General features: G+C 59.4%; 16 protein-coding genes. 10 read left to right on the top strand and 6 right to left on the bottom strand.

The genetic code is table 11. The annotated features are described in order from the left end of the window. Window positions 1–325: 325 nt before the first annotated feature. The gene (locus TRM7557_RS15195) at window positions 326–1,744 is read right to left on the bottom strand and encodes a protein adenylyltransferase SelO (RefSeq protein ID WP_058291049.1); all 1,419 of its coding nucleotides are present in this window, start codon (window positions 1,742–1,744) and stop codon (window positions 326–328) included. Window positions 1,745–1,839: 95 nt separating this feature from the next. Here TRM7557_RS15195 and TRM7557_RS15190 point away from each other — a divergent pair, with 95 nt between their 5' ends. Together TRM7557_RS15190 and TRM7557_RS15185 are read left to right on the top strand one after the other, a co-directional pair. Then, window positions 1,840–2,265: a cupin domain-containing protein gene (locus TRM7557_RS15190; RefSeq protein ID WP_058291081.1), complete on the top strand. Its 426-nt coding sequence runs from the start codon at window positions 1,840–1,842 to the stop codon at window positions 2,263–2,265. A gap of 60 nt (window positions 2,266–2,325) precedes the next feature. Continuing rightward, entirely contained in the window at window positions 2,326–3,225 is a 900-nt protein-coding gene (locus TRM7557_RS15185) for a fatty acid desaturase (protein WP_058291048.1), read from the top strand. Between the two features lie 109 nt (window positions 3,226–3,334). Here the strand turns inward: TRM7557_RS15185 and TRM7557_RS15180 are convergent, their stop codons facing one another. Further along, window positions 3,335–3,730: an NUDIX hydrolase gene (locus tag TRM7557_RS15180; protein ID WP_268873723.1), complete on the bottom strand. Its 396-nt coding sequence runs from the start codon at window positions 3,728–3,730 to the stop codon at window positions 3,335–3,337. Window positions 3,731–3,840: 110 nt separating this feature from the next. Next, window positions 3,841–4,956: an anhydro-N-acetylmuramic acid kinase gene (locus TRM7557_RS15175; protein ID WP_058291046.1), complete on the bottom strand. Its 1,116-nt coding sequence runs from the start codon at window positions 4,954–4,956 to the stop codon at window positions 3,841–3,843. Window positions 4,957–5,108: 152 nt separating this feature from the next. Between TRM7557_RS15175 and tyrS the strand changes: the two genes are divergently transcribed. The 3 genes from tyrS (at window position 5,109) to TRM7557_RS15160 (ending at window position 8,533) form a co-directional block, all read left to right on the top strand. Continuing rightward, a complete protein-coding gene (gene tyrS / locus TRM7557_RS15170) occupies window positions 5,109–6,365 on the top strand; it encodes a tyrosine--tRNA ligase (RefSeq protein ID WP_058291045.1) in 1,257 nt (418 codons plus the stop codon). Window positions 6,366–6,770: 405 nt separating this feature from the next. Then, window positions 6,771–7,703, top strand: a complete 933-nt coding sequence (locus TRM7557_RS15165) for a GNAT family N-acetyltransferase (protein WP_058291044.1) — start codon at window positions 6,771–6,773, stop codon at window positions 7,701–7,703. A gap of 74 nt (window positions 7,704–7,777) precedes the next feature. Next, window positions 7,778–8,533 carry an SDR family NAD(P)-dependent oxidoreductase gene (locus tag TRM7557_RS15160; protein WP_058291043.1) on the top strand — a complete coding sequence of 252 codons (756 nt, stop codon included), beginning with the start codon at window positions 7,778–7,780 and terminating at the stop codon, window positions 8,531–8,533. A 175-nt stretch (window positions 8,534–8,708) separates the two neighbouring features. Here TRM7557_RS15160 and TRM7557_RS15155 read toward each other — a convergent pair whose 3' ends face one another. The 3 genes from TRM7557_RS15155 to TRM7557_RS15145 all read right to left on the bottom strand — a co-directional run bounded on the left by TRM7557_RS15155 (window position 8,709) and on the right by TRM7557_RS15145 (window position 12,258). Next, window positions 8,709–10,520 carry an ABC-F family ATP-binding cassette domain-containing protein gene (locus TRM7557_RS15155; RefSeq protein ID WP_058291042.1) on the bottom strand — a complete coding sequence of 604 codons (1,812 nt, stop codon included), beginning with the start codon at window positions 10,518–10,520 and terminating at the stop codon, window positions 8,709–8,711. Window positions 10,521–10,780: 260 nt separating this feature from the next. Next, window positions 10,781–11,569 (bottom strand): GNAT family N-acetyltransferase, encoded by a 789-nt coding sequence (locus TRM7557_RS15150; protein ID WP_082626622.1) that lies wholly within the window; start codon window positions 11,567–11,569, stop codon window positions 10,781–10,783. Between the two features lie 206 nt (window positions 11,570–11,775). After that, the gene (locus TRM7557_RS15145) at window positions 11,776–12,258 is read right to left on the bottom strand and encodes an outer membrane protein assembly factor BamE (RefSeq protein ID WP_058291041.1); all 483 of its coding nucleotides are present in this window, start codon (window positions 12,256–12,258) and stop codon (window positions 11,776–11,778) included. Between the two features lie 87 nt (window positions 12,259–12,345). Between TRM7557_RS15145 and TRM7557_RS15140 the strand changes: the two genes are divergently transcribed. The 5 genes from TRM7557_RS15140 (at window position 12,346) to ihfA (ending at window position 15,977) form a co-directional block, all read left to right on the top strand. Continuing rightward, window positions 12,346–12,912, top strand: coding sequence for a YceD family protein (locus tag TRM7557_RS15140; RefSeq protein ID WP_058291079.1), 567 nt, complete (start codon window positions 12,346–12,348; stop codon window positions 12,910–12,912). A gap of 261 nt (window positions 12,913–13,173) precedes the next feature. After that, a complete protein-coding gene (rpmF, locus tag TRM7557_RS15135; RefSeq protein ID WP_005623419.1) occupies window positions 13,174–13,380 on the top strand; it encodes a 50S ribosomal protein L32 in 207 nt (68 codons plus the stop codon). 65 nt (window positions 13,381–13,445) lie between these two features. Further along, complete coding sequence (gene plsX, locus TRM7557_RS15130; RefSeq protein WP_058291040.1) at window positions 13,446–14,597, top strand: phosphate acyltransferase PlsX; 1,152 nt, start codon at window positions 13,446–13,448, stop codon at window positions 14,595–14,597. A 14-nt stretch (window positions 14,598–14,611) separates the two neighbouring features. Next, window positions 14,612–15,583 (top strand): beta-ketoacyl-ACP synthase III, encoded by a 972-nt coding sequence (locus TRM7557_RS15125; protein WP_058291039.1) that lies wholly within the window; start codon window positions 14,612–14,614, stop codon window positions 15,581–15,583. A gap of 91 nt (window positions 15,584–15,674) precedes the next feature. After that, window positions 15,675–15,977, top strand: coding sequence for an integration host factor subunit alpha (gene ihfA / locus TRM7557_RS15120; RefSeq protein ID WP_058291038.1), 303 nt, complete (start codon window positions 15,675–15,677; stop codon window positions 15,975–15,977). The last annotated feature ends 42 nt before the right edge of the window (window positions 15,978–16,019 follow it).

Raw genomic sequence — 16,019 nt, 5'->3', positions numbered from 1 at the left:
TTTTTCTTTGGCACAACCCTGCCTNAACCCCGTCCCGCCCGCACGCCTCGCAACGATCNCCAANCGCGGCTACAGTCCCCCCTGTTTCGCAGGTAGAAAAACCCAACCATTGCCCCTCGACGCCTGCGGCGGATACCTCAGCGCCTGCGGCGGGCCGGGCTCTCCCGCCTCTCTTGGCGGTGAGGCACAACCTCCCTCAAAAGCGTTGGGCCAGGCAGGCCGCGCCGAAGGCGCGGCCTGCCCCCCGGCGTCTCGCAAAGCGAGGCGCAAAACCTCTTGAGTTTTGCACCGCAAAACTCAATTTTCCAGAAAGACCGTACGGGGACTAGGTGCCACAGAAGGTGGCCTGCACCACCTCTCGCTCCGTCGGCGGGCGCCGCAGGTCTTCGAACGCGGGACGCGCGTCAAACGGATTCGCCAGCGCATCGTTCAACCTGTGAAACGACGTGAAGTCTCCCTCCACAGCTTCGGCAATCAGAGCCTCAATCCGGTGGTTGCGCGGGATCAGGACCGGGTTGGCGTGCCGCATGGTGGCTTCAGGCTCCTCCTCAGCCTCCAATCGACGCCGCCACCCTGTTTCCCAGGCGTCAAACGCCGCAGGATCGACAAATTGATCCCGCGCACCGCCCTCCAGCAGCGCCCGGAAGGTATTGGTAAAATCCGCCTGCCCGTCACTCATGATCCGCAGAAGATCCGTAATCAGCTCCAGATCCCCCTCCTGCTCGCTGCGCAGCCCCAGCTTCGCGCGGAAGCGATCGATCCACTCCGCCTGCAGGCGGTCTGGCATCCCATGCACAATCTCGGTCGCCTCGTTGACCCAGTCGTTCGGATCTTCGGCCAATTGGATCAGCGCCGTCGCCAGCTGTGCCATGTTCCAAGCGGCAATCGACGGCTGATTGGCATAGGCATAGCGCCCCATCCGGTCGATCGAGGAAAACACCCGATGATGGTCGAACACATCCATAAACGCACAGGGGCCATAGTCGATGGTCTCGCCCGCGATGGAACAATTGTCGGTGTTCATCACCCCATGTATAAAACCAAAGCTCATCCAAGCGGCGACCAGCTCAGCCTGCGCATCGCGCACCGCGCGCAGCAGGCCCATCGGCCCTTCTGCATCCGGATAGTGGCGCGCAATTGCGTATTCCGTCAGCCGCGCCAGCGCCTCATGCTGGCCCCGTGCGGCAAAAATCTGAAAGGTGCCAACCCGCAAATGGCTGCTGGCCACCCGGGTCAGGACCGCGCCGGGCAAGGCGCGCTCGCGGTAGACGGGTTCGCCGGTAGTGACCGCTGCCAGCGCACGCGTGGTCGGCACGCCAAGCCGATACATCGCTTCCGAAACCAGATACTCGCGCAAGACCGGTCCCAGCCAGGCCCGACCATCGCCACCTCGGGAATATGGCGTCCGGCCAGCCCCCTTCAGTTGTATATCGCGGCGCACGCCGCCCTGATCGACCACCTCCCCCAGCAGGATCGCCCGCCCGTCGCCCAGCTGCGGGTTATATTGACCAAACTGATGCCCAGAGTAGAGCTGCGCCAGTGGGTCTGCCCCTTCCGGCACAAGATTGCCTGCAAACACCGCGCCACGGTCCGGGCCTGCCTCCCAGGTGAGGCCAAGGCTCTGGGCCAGAGGCTCATTAAAGGCCACCAGCTTGGGCGCACCAACGGGCGTCGGCATCACCGGAGCGGAAAAATCAGAGCCCAACCGGGCGAAGGAGTTGTCGAATGGGATTTGCACTGTCATGGCTCATACATATGGGGGCCCGCTTAAAAAGCCAGCCCTCAATTGCGCCCGCATACGCTCGAAACCACCGCAAGAAAGGCCCACCTATGTCTGCATTGACCGCGCCGGAAATCATCGCAAAGCTTGGATTGATCCAGCACCCAGAAGGCGGCTGGTATCGCCAGACCTGGGCGGCTGAGGCAAACGACGGGGACCGCCCCGCTGGCACCTGTATCTTTTTTCTGCTCTGCGCAGGTGAAAACAGTCACTGGCACCGCGTCGATGCAGGCGAGATTTGGCTGTATCACGCCGGAGCGCCCTTGGTTCTGTCCTTGGCGGAAACCGAGGCAGGTCCAGCACAGGATCATCTGCTGACGCCGGATCTGAACGCGGGCCTGCCGCAGCTGATTGTCCCCAAAGGCCACTGGCAGGCGGCGCGCAGCACCGGGGACTGGACGCTGGTGAGCTGCACTGTGTCACCGGGGTTTCAATTCGAAGGGTTTGAACTGGCGCCACCGGGTTTTGATATCCCCCGCGCCTGAGCCGCCCTGCACGCACGCCGCAACTTGCCGAATCGCCACAGTCCACCCGAGGCTGAACGCATGACAGAGAAACACGACCATCGGAGCCTGATCCGTGATCTGCCTGTAGAGCTGAAGGCCCGATTGACCCGCCGGTCAGATGCCAAGGGCCTGCTCCACCTTAGCGGCTATGTCTTTGTGCTTTTGATGTGCAGCACAGCCATCCTGCTGCACATCCCCTATTGGCCACTCTTTATGCTGCCGCAGGGAATTTTGTTGGTCTTTCTGTTCACACTGTCCCATGAGTGCACGCACAAAACACCTTTTGCCTCTGACTGGATCAATGAAACCGTTGGCCATATCTGCGCAGTGTTGATCGCTCTGCCCTTTGTCTGGTTTCGCTACTACCATCTGGCTCACCACAAGTTCACCAATGACCCGGCACGCGATCCCGAACTCGAAAACGGGCCGCGCCCCACCACTTGGGCGGGGTGGCTGAATTATCTGAGCGGGCTGCCCTATTGGATCGGCATGGCAACCGTGCTTTGGCGGAATGCATTTGGCCAGATTACCAGCCCTTACCTACCGGACCGGCGACATGCCGATATGCGCCGCGAGGCGCGGGTGATCTTGGCGATTTATACCGGGGCGTTGCTGTCTTTGATCTGGTCGCCTGTTCTGCTCTGGCTTTGGGTATTGCCTGCCCTTGTCGGCCAACCGGTCCTGCGACTGTATCTGCTGGCAGAACACGGGCTGTGCCCGCCAGTAGCAAATATGCTGGAAAACTCGCGCACCACATTCACCAACCGAGTGGTCAGGTTCCTGGCCTGGAACATGCCATATCATGCAGAACACCACGCCTATCCCAACGTTCCCTTTCATCAGTTGCCGCGCTTTCATGCGGTGACACAAGACCATTTGGAATCCACGTCAAACGGGTACTCTGCTTTCACCGCTGACTATCTGAAGTCACTGAAGTGATACCCTCTGCCTGAGGGATTTCGCTTCGGGTTTCACCCGAAGCGACCAGCGCGGCACGCGCCCCTCTGGGGCGCGTGCCGCGCCATGCCCAACCCTTTCGGTATGAATTTCAATTCATATTGAAGGGGCGGGAGCTTGCCGTTTCACTCTTGCCGCCCTTGTCACCCCTGACGCCGGATGACAGCGCTTCTGCAAGCCCTTCTGGAAACAGCGGAATCCCGTGGAGTCTGAGGGATTTCAGGGAAAACCAACGCGCGGTGCACAACACGCCATTGTCTTCGCGGAACTGGATCATGGTCGCTTCCGCAAAGGCGCCTTCGGGGAACAGGACTGGCGCCACGAACAGGATTTCATGCCCTACCATGCCTTCGTGCCGAAAGATGTTTTCGAGCACAAGCGGCACCCCATCTATTTTGACGTCGACATCCAGCTCCTCGCGAAACTCCCGGATCAAAGTCTGCTGCCAGGTTTCGCCAAACTCCACCGTTCCTCCCAAAGGACGCACACCCTTTATGCGGCCTTTGTCATCTTCGACCTCTGCCGCCAACAACCGCCCAGCCCGCCAATGCAGGCCCAATGCCTTGACCTTGATTGACTGAGAGGGACGCCAGACCGTCACGCGCTTTGCGCCTCGGGCACGCTGACCACCCCACCGCCGACACAGGCTCTGACACCGGTGGTCCCAGGGGCCGAGGTTGGCAGGCCGCGCGCCACCCTGACCGCGAGGTAGGCAAACGCCTGCGCCTCAAGCATGTCGCCATCCAAACCCGCATCCTCAATTGCGACAACCGGACAATCCAGCGACACGCGCAGCATCTCCATCAGCACCGGATTGAGCCGCCCCCCGCCGGTGACCAACACACGTGAGGGCGCTTCGGGGCAATGCTGCATTCCTTCGGCCACACCTGCGGCACACATGGCCGTCAGCGTGGCTGCGGCATCTGCATCAGAGAGTTCCCGCACCAGCGTGACCATTTCGGCAAAATCATTTCGGTCCAGGGATTTGGGCGGGATACGAGAGAAATAGGGTTCAGCCAGAAACAGCTCAAGCGCGCCGGTTTCCACCTCGCCAGACATTGCCGTCTCGCCATCCTTGTCCAGGGCTTGGCCGAGCCGTTCCTGCATCAAATCATTCAATGGCGCATTGGCGGGACCGGTGTCAAAGGCCAGAAGGGCACCGGGGTCTTCGGGGCGGTCAAACCGCGGATCCACATAGGTCAGGTTCCCCACCCCGCCGAGGTTTAAGAACACCACCGGCCGGTCCGCGCCAATGTATTTGGCACAGGCAAAGTGAAAGAATGGCGCAAGCGGTGCCCCCTCGCCGCCCATGGTCACATCATCCGAACGGAAATCCCAGACCACCGGACGCGCCAAGGCTTCGGCCAGGACCTGGCCATCACCCACCTGTAACGTGCCCTGAAGACGTGGCGCATGGGCGAGGGTCTGACCGTGAAAGCCGATCAGATCCGCCTCGATCCCCTGCAGTGCTTCGATATGCGCGGCCTCAGTGACACGGGCGGCGGCCTCGACCTCTGGCCCCGACCATTTGCCAAGGCCCGCGCGCAGCACCGCGCGCTCGCTCTCGGAATAGCTGCGATACCCTGTCTCACCAAAGCCCAAAATGTTATGCCCATCCGTGTTCACAACGGCCACATCCACCCCGTCCAATGACGTCCCGCTCATTGCACCAAGCGCTGTGACCGGTCCTGTTTTGGCAATCGCTCTGCTCATTTTCTGCCTCTTGTCCTGCCCCGTGACATGGTTTGGGCTGTTCTGCCTGTTGGAACTGACCTTACACGCGGTCAAAAGGCAGGAAAACTGGTTCCATGTTGGCGCGTGGCGTTTTATACAGCCCCTCGCTAATTCTTTTACCGAGGCATGCCATGACCTATCATCCCAAGTCGGATTTCGTCGCAGTCATGATGGAACGCGGGTTCCTGTCGGACTGCACCGATTACCAAGGCCTTGATGAGGCCCTGATCAGTGGTGTGCGCCCGGCCTATATCGGCTTTGACGCGACCGCCAAATCGTTGCACGTGGGCTCGCTCATCCAGATCATGATGCTGCGCTGGTTCCAGAAGACCGGCCACCAGCCGATCACCCTGATGGGCGGCGGCACCACGAAGGTCGGCGACCCCTCTTTCCGCGCTGATGAACGCCCACTCTTGGACGAGGCTGCGATCAACGACAATATCGCGGGCATCAAAAAGGTCTTTTCGGCCTATATCGACTATGAAACCGACGCGCCGAACAAGGCGCTGATGCTCAATAACGCCGAATGGCTGGATGGTCTGAACTATCTCGAGTTCCTGCGCGATATTGGCCGTCACTTTTCGGTCAACCGGATGCTGGCCTTTGAAAGCGTGAAATCACGTCTGGACCGGGAACAGTCGCTGTCGTTCCTTGAGTTCAACTACATGATCCTACAGGCCTATGACTTCCTGGAGCTGAACCGCCGCTACGGCTGCATCCTGCAAATGGGCGGATCCGACCAGTGGGGCAATATCGTCAACGGCATCGACCTGACGCGGCGGGTTCTGGACAATTCCATCTTTGGCCTGACCTCGCCCTTGCTGACCACCTCGGACGGCAAGAAAATGGGCAAATCCCAGGATGGTGCGGTCTGGCTGAACGCCGAGATGCGCAGCCCTTATGAATTCTGGCAGTTCTGGCGCAACACCACGGATGCCGATGTGGGCCGGTTCCTGAAGCTCTATACCGAGCTGCCGGTCGAGGAATGCGACCGTCTGGGCGCGCTTGCCGGATCCGAGATCAACGCGGCCAAGGTGATCCTCGCCAATGAGGTCACCACCCTGCTGCACGGGGCTGATGCGGCTGCGGCGGCTGAGGCGACCGCGCGCGAGGTGTTTGAAAAAGGCGGCGTTGGTGATGACCTGCCGACCCTGACCCTGACGGCTGCGGATCTGGGCGATGGCATGTCCATTGTACAGGCGCTGGTCAAAGCCGGTCTGGCGAAATCCGGCAAGGACGCCAAACGTCTGATTTCGGAAAACGGCGCTAAGATCGACGACCAACCGCTAACCGATGCGGGGCTGATGCTGGACGCCGCCGCACTGTCGTCGCCGATCAAACTGTCGGCCGGCAAAAAGCGCCACGCACTGGTGCAGCTGGAGGGCTGAGGCGTCACGCCATAGGAGATGCAAAAGGGCGGGTTATTGGACCTGCCCTTTTTCTATGTGACAGCTCAGGATGGGGGCCGGTGGTTTGGGGGCATTGCCCCTCTTGCTGTGCGGCTTGCAGCAGCACAACAATTCACCCCAGAGTATTTTCAGCCAAAAGAAGCGTATGGGCGGCCCATTGGAATAGGGCACGGGGATCGCGCACAAACCTTAAAGTAACACCAGCTCAACCACCGTCAGGACCAGAAAGACCGGCACCGACAGGGCGACGGCTATCAGCAATGCCGCGCATTTCGTCATCCGCGCACAAGGCGCGCTGAGGCCATAAACCGGTTGATCAGAGTTCTTTCGATTTTTCATAAGACAATTAACCATCATTTAGGTTTCAGCACGGTTAATAGCGCCATGTTTGACCTGAGCCCCGCGCAAGCCATGCCCCGCACCGCTGCAACAGATCCCAACACCGCCCCTCGGTCCCTGCCACAATCGGCAGAGTTCACCCGTGCGCTCGCCGCCATCGGTCAGCGCCCGCTGGTGCTGGACCGGATGCAGGACATGGTGGTGCTGCGGCGCAAATGGTTTGGGCGGGTGCCGATGGCTATGATCAACCGGGCTGATCTGCACAAGCCCGCGCGGCTTTTAGAAATCCTGCAGGAAGAAGGACTGCGCCGTACCCCTGTGATCCTGTCGCCGGAACGCCCGGTGCCGGAACTCGCGCGCCTTGGTGCCCTGCCGCTGATGACGCCTGCCTCCATTGCACGACTGGATTTGTCCGGCAGCACAGAGGACCGTCGTGCCCGGCTACGCCAGAAATGGCGCAATCGCCTCAAGGCGGCCGAAGGCGCTCCGCTGCGTGTCACGCGACAGAATATGCCCATAGACAGCGATCACTGGCTGCTTCGCGCGGACACAGCGCAGCAGAAGCAGCGACTCTATGCGACCTGGCCGCGCAAGCTTACCCTTGCCTATGCAGCAGAAAACCCCAGCGCAGCCAAACTGTTCCAAGCCTTTGAGGGGCGCGACGTGGTGGCGGCGATGCTGGTTCTGACCCATGGCACCAGCGCGACCTACCATATCGCGCACAGCTTTGTTCGTGGGCGCCAACTGGGCGCTCACAATCTGCTGATGTGGTCCGCAATGGAGTGGCTGGCGGCAAAAGGGATCTCTTCTTTCGATCTTGGGGTGGTCAATACCGAAGATGCCTCCGGCCTTGCGCGGTTCAAACTGGGCACCGGCGCCGACGTTCAACGGTTGGGCGGAACGTGGGTCTTCTGGCCCCCGCTTGGACGGCGCATTGCCCCGCTGGCGCGGCTCGACATCGCCCGCATGAGCGCCTGAGCACACAAACAGACTGGACAAACCGTCATGCCCTGCGATTAATGAACATACGTTCATTTAAGGGAGGGCAACCCATGCGGCTGGAGAATACCTGTGCCGTCATTACTGGCGGCGCGTCAGGTCTAGGAGAAGCAACCGCGCGGCATTTTGCATCAAAGGGGGCTCAGGTCACAATCCTGGACCGCGACGGTGACCGTGCGGCCGATGTCGCGCAACAAATCGGCGCAGAGTTCGCGGCCACCGATGTAACCGACGAAGCCTCTGTCGCCGCTGCGGTTGCCCATGCTCAGGCCAAGATGGGCGCTATTACGGCCTGCATCAACTGTGCAGGGATTGTGATTGGTGCCAAGACCCTTGGCCGCGACGGCCCACATCCGCTGCCCGCATTTGAGACCACGGTAGATGTCAATCTTGTCGGAAGCTTCAACGTTGCCCGCCTTTGCGCGGAGGCCATCGCCCGGAATAAAGCAGATGCCGATGGTCAGCGCGGCGTAATAATCAACACCGCCTCAATCGCCGGGTATGACGGACAGAAGGGCCAGGCCGCCTACGCTGCCTCAAAAGGCGGCATTATCGGCATGACCCTTCCGATGGCGCGCGATCTTGCGGGGCTCGGGATACGGGTAATGTCGATTGCGCCGGGCATTTTCTTGACCCCGATGATGCAAGGGCTGCCACCAGAGGTTCAGGACAGCCTTGCAGCAGATGTCCCAAATCCTCGCCGCCTGGGCAATCCAGAAGAATTCGCCCGCACCGCGGCCTTCATCGTAGAGATGCCCTATCTCAACGGCGAAATCCTGCGTCTTGATGGCGCCCTGCGCATGACCTGAAAAACCACACCCTCAACGGGGCGCTCCCGCCCATTTAGACTGCATTTAAATGTAGTCACTTTGGTTGGGCACGGCAGGGGCGCCGCGAAGCGGCGCCCCTGCCGGTCGTTTCGGGCAAAGCCCGAAGCGAAACCACTCTTTCAACACTCAGGTTTCCTAGAACAAACCACGCGCTTCAAGCGTTGGCTTTTTCTTCCAATTCCAGCCATTCCCCTTCTGCGGCAGCCAGTTTTTCCTGCCGCTCCACAAGGGCTTCGGTGGCTTTCTTGAACTTCAGAGGTTCACGACTGAAAAGCTCCGGATCCGCCATCAACTCTTCGAGCTTAGCGATCTCTTTTTCAAGCCGCTCGATCTCGTCCGGCAGGGCCTCAAGGCGGTGCTTTTCCTTAAAGCTCAATCCCTCTTTCGCGGATTGAGGCTCGGCTTTGGGTTTCGGCTTTGCGGCTTTCAGCTTTTCGGCTTTACCCGCGATCTCAAGGGGGCCGCGTTGCGCAATATAATCGCTCCAGCCACCGGCATAAACCGTGGCATTTCCGTCCCCCTCCATCGCAATCGTCTTGGTCGCGACTCGGTCGAGAAAGTCCCGGTCGTGGCTGACCAAGAGCACCGTGCCATCATAGGCATCCAGCAGTTCCTGAAGCAGATCCAGCGTTTCCACATCCAGATCGTTTGTTGGTTCATCGAGGACCAGCAGGTTCGAAGACCGCGCCATCAGACGGGCCAGCAGCAATCGCGCTTTCTCCCCACCCGACAACGACCGCACTGGTGCGCGGGCCTGGCGTTCGTCAAACAGGAACTCTTTCAGATATCCCACAACATGTTTCGGCTGTCCCCGCACCATCACCTGATCCGCTTTGCCGGAAATCCCCAACAGCGGATCTGCGGTCAGGTTTTCCCAAAGACTCGCATCACCATCCAACTGATCCCGGGTCTGGTCAAACAGCGCAATTTCCAGATTGGTGCCCTGCTGGACCGCCCCGCTGTCGGGTTCAACCTGCCCCAGAAGCATCTTCAACAGTGTGGTTTTGCCAGCACCGTTGGGACCAACAAAAGCCACGCGGTCGCCGCGGTTCACCTTGAGCGAGAAATCCCGCAAAATCACCTTGTCGCCAAAAGTTTTTGAAATTCCTTCAACTTCCACGACCTTGCGGCCGGACTTCGGACCGGCTTCCAATTCCATTGCCGCGGTGCCCTGACGTTTGATCTGGCCTGCACGTTCCGATTTCAGATCCTGAAGCGCCCGCACCCGGCCCATATTCCGTTTACGCCGGGCCGAAATACCCTCTACCGCCCAGCGGCTTTCGGACTTGATCAGCCGGTTCAGCTTGTGGCGCTGCTGGTCCTCTTCATCCCAGACCTTGTCACGCCAGGCTTCGAAAGCCTCAAACCCTTTTTCCTGACGGCGCACCTGACCGCGATCAACCCAAAGCGTTGCACGGGTCAACGCATTGAGAAAGGCCCGGTCGTGCGAAATCAGCACAAAGCCCGCGCGGGTGGATTTCAGTTCCTCTTCAAGCCAGGTGATCGCCTCGATATCAAGGTGGTTGGTCGGCTCATCCAGCAACATCAGGTCGGGGGCTTCAGCCATCAGTTTGGCCAGCGCGGCACGGCGGCGTTCACCGCCCGAAGCCGTCTCAACCGCGCGGGCAGGATCAAACTTCAACCCTTCGCCGGCGCGTTCCACCCGGTACATTTCTCCCGGTTCCAAACCGGAGGCCGCAAAATCACCCAGAGTGGCAAAGCCTTCCATCTTTGGATCCTGCTCCATATAGCCAACCGATTTGCCCGGTGGCACAACAATAGAGCCGGTGTCGGCCTCAACCAGTCCAGCCATGACCTTCATCAGGGTCGATTTGCCAGAGCCATTGCGCCCTACCAGCGCCACCCGGTCACCCGGTTGCACCACAAGGTCGAGATCGGAAAACACAGGATCGCCACCAAAAGTCAGCGAGATCCCGGACATTTGCAGAAGAGGTATACGTGCCATGAGGCCCGAGCTACCCGCGACACCGCTCAAGGTCAACGACAGATACGCGAAGCAACTGTCGAGAAGACAGAAGCGAGGCTCTGCCTCGCGCTCCGGGATATTTGAAAAAAGATGAATTTAGCGCCGTTTATTACTCAGAAGCCAATGTCTTATTGCCTGAAACCTGGAACACGAGCGGCACATAGATCTTGGTGCAGGAAAGCTCTTTCATCTTTTCCCAAATATCCCGGGGAGTGTGAGGGGCAGAGCCCCTCGCGCCCTCAGCCTGCAACCGCGCGCAACAGCCGTTTGCGCGCGGGAGGGATCGCGCCGATTTCCAGACCGGTGAAGACATGCAACGTGTTCATGTGGTTGTCGACCACCGCATGATCACTCACCCAGCCGCCCATCATTAAATAGGTGCGCAGCAAAGGCGGCATTCGCAGCATCGCCTTTTTGGCATCTGGCTTTCGGCGCAGGCGGGCGGCATATTTAAACACATTGGGCGCTTTGACCCGCGGCAGCCAACGTTTCGGCGCGAGGTGGCGGTGCTTTAGCATCGCAAATGCGTCGAGGTAGTCCTCGGTCTCAGTGCCCGCAAAAGACGAACATCCAAACAGCATCTGGATCTCTTCACGATCCACAAAGGCCGTCATCGCCCCCCAGGCCACCCGGAGAATGTCCGGATCCGTCCAGCCTTGATGGATGCAGAAACGGCCCATCTCGACCATGCGGCCTTCAAACCCCGCCATCGCAGAGAGATCATAGTACTGTGCCGAATAGCTGCGACTGACATCCGCCCCGCCTTCCAGAACCAAAAGGCGGAAACAGCAGACCAGTGCGCCGCTGCGGCTGTCTTCGACCAGCACATGTTCGCAGGTGGTATCAAACCCGTCGGCGTCGAATTGATCTGTTCGAAAACACAAGGTCCGAAGCGCCTGCGCCGCCGCGATATCACGCGCATCCTGGGCCAGCCGCGCCACATAGCGGCCTTTTTCCAGCAGCACATTCTGCGCCAAGGCAGCGGCGTCTGCGGCAAAGTTTTGGTCTGGGGTCGACGTCTCTGTCATGGCGGCTGTCCATCACTGTTTCCCTGCCGCCTTCCAAAACGACAGGGCCGGGTAAGTCTTTCGGTCTGCTAGTTCGAGAACATGGGATTGCCAAGTGACGCTTTTAAGACAGGCAGACAAAATCCCAAAAGATTAGCCCCCGCCCTTTGAAAAGGGACAGGGGCTGTTGCCACACGGAAACTGTGTCACAAGGTGACTGCTGCCGGTTACTGCTGCAAGAAGGTGCTGGGGTTTACATTGCCCAGGTTGCCCAGCAGCTGGCGCAGGAACGTCTTGTCCTGCAGGCTCGACGAGGTCACACGACGCTCCAGCGGGATCACACGCCCGTCTTCCAGACCATAGCGCTCAACCCCTGCCACCACATCATTGTCGTCAAAGGTGATCGCCACCAGCTCGCGCCAGACCACTTTGGGGGCTCGCGTGCCATACCGGCGCTGAAGAGACGAAATGTAGTAATATCCGCCCGCTCGGGTCACCCCTGCAGTGCCCGGTTCACCAAAGCTCTCGGTGACGCTGTCCCGGGTATCAAGCCCAGGGACCACATCCGCCAGTTCTTCCTCGTTGGGAACCCAACCGTGTTTGCGGTCCATTGCCGTGCAGGCCACAAGAGCAGCGGCCACACCGGCAAATGCTGTGACCCGCACAGTGGTCATCCACGCGGTCCGAACGGTCTTTCCAAATGCAAACATTTGCCTTCCCTGCCCTTTGGCTTGATTATGCCTTAAGACCCGATTACCTAATGCCGCCCCGTGGTTCAAGAAATGAAAGTGCCCCCCATGTCGGACCGACAGCCGCAAAACGCCCCCGCCGCAACCGCATTGCGGGTCGCGGATCTGCCTCAGAATGCGGCAACGCCGTTTGAATTTGCCCCTGATGCCAAGGCATTGGGCAAAATTGCCGCCGAAATGGGCGTCGATGCCCTGCGCAAACTGCGCTTCAAAGGCGAGATTCGCGGCACCGGTCAAAAAGACTGGCGCCTGACCGCCGACCTCGGTTTTACCGTTGTACAGCCCTGTGTGGTCACACTTGAGCCCGTAACCAGCCGCGTTGACGTGAAAATCGAACGCACCTTTCTGGCAGGTTTCCAGGAAGAGTTTGGCGAAGACGAAGAAGTCGAAATGCCGGAGGACGACACTGTCGAACCGCTCGGCAGCCATATTGACCCTTATGAGGTGATGTTGGAAAGCTTGGCGTTGAACCTGCCGCAGTATCCGCGCAAAGACGGCGCTGCCTTAGGCGAAAGTGTTCATACGGAACCCGGCGTTGCCCCGATGCGCGATGAGGACACCCGCCCCTTTGCTGGGTTGGCCGCATTGAAGGATCAGTTGGAGAACAAGGGCTGAACACGCCCTTTCCGACCTGAGCAGGGACACCGGGCGATAAAATTTGCTGCGAAGACAAGTTCTCACTGGCCTATTGCCCCCCTCTCCCCTAAAAAACCGCTTGCGCTTGAGAAGATTCGCAGTATTTTCGCGCGCTCATCGGAATTTTGGTTGGACATTCGCAGGCCTGCGGCCTAAACGCACGTCACACCGAGTGAATCGAGAATATGAAACGCGCCAAGGGCCAGTGCCCAATGGCCCTAGATAGACAAAGGTTGAGACATGGCTGTCCAACAGAACAAAGTATCCAAATCGCGCCGCAACAACCGCCGCGCGCACGATGCGCTGGTTGCTGCAAACCCGAACGAATGCTCGAACTGCGGTGAACTGCGTCGTCCCCACCACGTGTGCCCGTCCTGCGGCCACTACGACGACAAAGAGATCGTAGCTCAGGCTGACGAGATCGACCTGGACGAAGACGCGGCATAAGCCTCGTTTTTTCCACGCTTTCGATCACGACGCGACCAACAGGGGCCATTTGGGCAAAGTGACTTATGACGGGTAAACCCCAGACTTCGCCAGCTCAGACCGCCCCCGACCTTTCGGGTCGCATCGTGATCTCCGTGGACGCCATGGGTGGCGATGCCGGCCCTTCCGTTGTGGTTGCCGGCATTGCCAAATCTGCACAGAAGAACCCGGAAATCGGGTTCATCTTGCACGGCCCCATTGAACAGCTCGAACCGCTGGTTGCTCGCAAGAAGGTCCTGAAGGACTGTTGCGAGATCCGCGACGTGCGCGATGTGGTCACCATGGAAGACAAGCCCAGCCAGATCATGCGGCGGGGCAAAGGGACCTCGATGTGGGCCGCGATTGACTGTGTCAAGAACGGCGAAGCAGCGGGTGTGGTTTCCTGCGGCAACACGGGCGCGCTTATGGCGCTGTCGATGCTGCGCTTGCGCAAATTGCCGGGTGTGAACCGCCCGGCAATTGCGATTCTGTGGCCCTCGCGCAATCCGCAGGGCTTCAATGTGATGCTGGATGTTGGCGCGGACGTTAAAGCCGACGCCGAAGACCTGCTGCAATATGCCCTGATGGGCACCTCCTACATCCGCAATTCTATGGATCTGAAATGTCCTCGTGTGGGCCTCTTGAACGTGGGCACCGAGGAACACAAAGGCCGTGCGGAACTGAAAGAGGCCTATCAGCTGATTTCCAGAAACGCGGAGGCTGCGAATTACGAATTCGTTGGCTTTGTCGAGGGCAGCGATATTCCCGGCGACATTGCCGATGTGATCGTGACCGATGGCTTTACGGGCAATGTGGCGATCAAAACCGGCGAAGGCACCGCCAGCCTGTTGCGCAGCGCCATGCGCGAAGCCTTTGAATATTCTTTCCTTTCTCGGGTCGCGGCCCTTCTGGCCTATACCTCTCTGGCGCGTCTTTCCAAACGCATTGACCCCCGCCGTGTGAACGGTGGTGTGTTCTTGGGGCTGAATGGTACCGTGGTGAAATCCCACGGCGGCGCAGACGCGACCGGTGTGTCGGCTGCGGTAAAACTTGCCTTTCGTCTGGCCCAGCAAGGATTTGCGGAAAAGCTTGCAGCCCGGGTTGCATCCGCCGTAGAGAGCACCCAAGATGACGCAACGTCCACCGACTCAAACGTGGACGCCCCGATCTCCAGAGCAGCTGGAGACCACCGACAATAAAGGCAGGCAAAAGAATGACGCGACGCTCAGTGGTTATTGGCGCAGGGCATTATCTCCCGGAACGCATTGTGGAGAACGCGGAATTCGAGAACTGGCTCGACACCTCCGACGAATGGATTCGTTCGCGCTCTGGAATTGAACGCCGCCATTTCGCCGCCGAAGGTGAAACAACCTCGAATATGGCCACCCGCGCTGCAGAAGCTGCGCTGAAGATGGCAGGCAAAACCGCCGAAGACGTAGACGCCATTGTGGTGGCAACCTCGACCCCCGACCTGACCTTCCCCTCTGCGGCCACCATGGTGCAGGCCCAACTGGGCATGACCAAAGGATTTGCTTTTGATGTGCAGGCGGTCTGCGCGGGCTTTGTCTATGCGCTGACCAATGCCAATGCGCTGATTGTGTCCGGTCAGGCGGACCGTGTGCTGGTCATTGGTGCTGAAACCTTCTCCAAAATCATGGACTGGACCGACCGGTCCACCTGTGTGCTGTTTGGGGATGGCGCGGGCGCACTGCTGCTAGAGGCGCAGGATGGCACCGGCGAAAACAGGGATCGCGGCATTCTGGCCACCGATCTGAACTCGGACGGGCGCCACAAGGACCTTCTTTATGTGGACGGCGGCGTGTCGACCCAGACCACTGGCCATCTGCGGATGCAGGGCAATCAGGTGTTCCGCCATGCGGTTGAAAAACTGGCCTCCACCGCCAATACGGCGCTGGCCAAGGCGGGCCTTGGTGCGCAGGACATCGACTGGATTGTGCCCCATCAGGCGAATATCCGCATTATCCAGGGCACGGCCAAGAAATTGGACCTGCCGATGGAGCAGGTGGTGGTCACTGTACAGGATCACGGCAACACTTCGGCGGCCTCGATTCCGCTTGCCATGTCCGTTGGCGTTGCGCGCGGGCAGATCAAACGGGGCGATCTGGTGGTGACCGAGGCCATTGGTGGCGGCCTTGCCTGGGGTGCTGTGGTTTTACGCTGGTAAGATCGGATCCAACTGCCCTTTCCAATTCATTGATATTGACAGGTAATTTCCCAAGCCCCTATGTTTGTGGAAACAACGGGGAATTGGTGAAATGAGTGAACGTACAATTACAAGAATGGATCTGAGCGAAGCTGTTTTCCGCGAGGTCGGTCTGTCGCGCAATGAAAGCGCCCAACTGGTCGAAAGCATGCTGCAGCACATGTCCGATGCGCTTGTACGTGGCGAGCAGGTCAAGATCTCTTCTTTTGGCACTTTCAGCGTGCGCGATAAATCCGCACGTGTGGGCCGCAACCCCAAGACCGGCGAAGAAGTTCCGATCCAGCCCCGCCGCGTCTTGACCTTCCGGCCATCTCACCTGATGAAGGACCGGGTTGCCGACGGCAACCGAAACTAAATATTAGCCAATTTGACAGACGATGTCGGCCCATCACGCAAT

Source organism: Tritonibacter multivorans (genome assembly GCF_001458415.1).
GTDB lineage: Bacteria > Pseudomonadota > Alphaproteobacteria > Rhodobacterales > Rhodobacteraceae > Epibacterium > Epibacterium multivorans.
The sequence above is the reverse complement of the archived record's forward strand: the minus strand, read 5'-3'. Positions and strand labels throughout refer to the sequence as shown.

Bases quoted from the DNA above. Each gene is read 5' to 3' on its own strand.
- TRM7557_RS15195 (WP_058291049.1), bottom strand. From the start codon at position 1,744: ATGACAGTGCAAATCCCATTCGACAACTCCTTCGCCCGGTTGGGCTCT.
- TRM7557_RS15185 (WP_058291048.1), top strand. From the start codon at position 2,326: ATGACAGAGAAACACGACCATCGGAGCCTGATCCGTGATCTGCCTGTA.
- TRM7557_RS15175 (WP_058291046.1), bottom strand. From the start codon at position 4,956: ATGAGCAGAGCGATTGCCAAAACAGGACCGGTCACAGCGCTTGGTGCA.
- tyrS (WP_058291045.1), top strand. From the start codon at position 5,109: ATGACCTATCATCCCAAGTCGGATTTCGTCGCAGTCATGATGGAACGC.
- TRM7557_RS15165 (WP_058291044.1), top strand. From the start codon at position 6,771: ATGTTTGACCTGAGCCCCGCGCAAGCCATGCCCCGCACCGCTGCAACA.
- TRM7557_RS15160 (WP_058291043.1), top strand. From the start codon at position 7,778: ATGCGGCTGGAGAATACCTGTGCCGTCATTACTGGCGGCGCGTCAGGT.
- TRM7557_RS15155 (WP_058291042.1), bottom strand. From the start codon at position 10,520: ATGGCACGTATACCTCTTCTGCAAATGTCCGGGATCTCGCTGACTTTT.
- TRM7557_RS15150 (WP_082626622.1), bottom strand. From the start codon at position 11,569: ATGACAGAGACGTCGACCCCAGACCAAAACTTTGCCGCAGACGCCGCT.
- TRM7557_RS15145 (WP_058291041.1), bottom strand. From the start codon at position 12,258: ATGTTTGCATTTGGAAAGACCGTTCGGACCGCGTGGATGACCACTGTG.
- TRM7557_RS15140 (WP_058291079.1), top strand. From the start codon at position 12,346: ATGTCGGACCGACAGCCGCAAAACGCCCCCGCCGCAACCGCATTGCGG.
- rpmF (WP_005623419.1), top strand. From the start codon at position 13,174: ATGGCTGTCCAACAGAACAAAGTATCCAAATCGCGCCGCAACAACCGC.
- plsX (WP_058291040.1), top strand. From the start codon at position 13,446: ATGACGGGTAAACCCCAGACTTCGCCAGCTCAGACCGCCCCCGACCTT.
- TRM7557_RS15125 (WP_058291039.1), top strand. From the start codon at position 14,612: ATGACGCGACGCTCAGTGGTTATTGGCGCAGGGCATTATCTCCCGGAA.
- ihfA (WP_058291038.1), top strand. From the start codon at position 15,675: ATGAGTGAACGTACAATTACAAGAATGGATCTGAGCGAAGCTGTTTTC.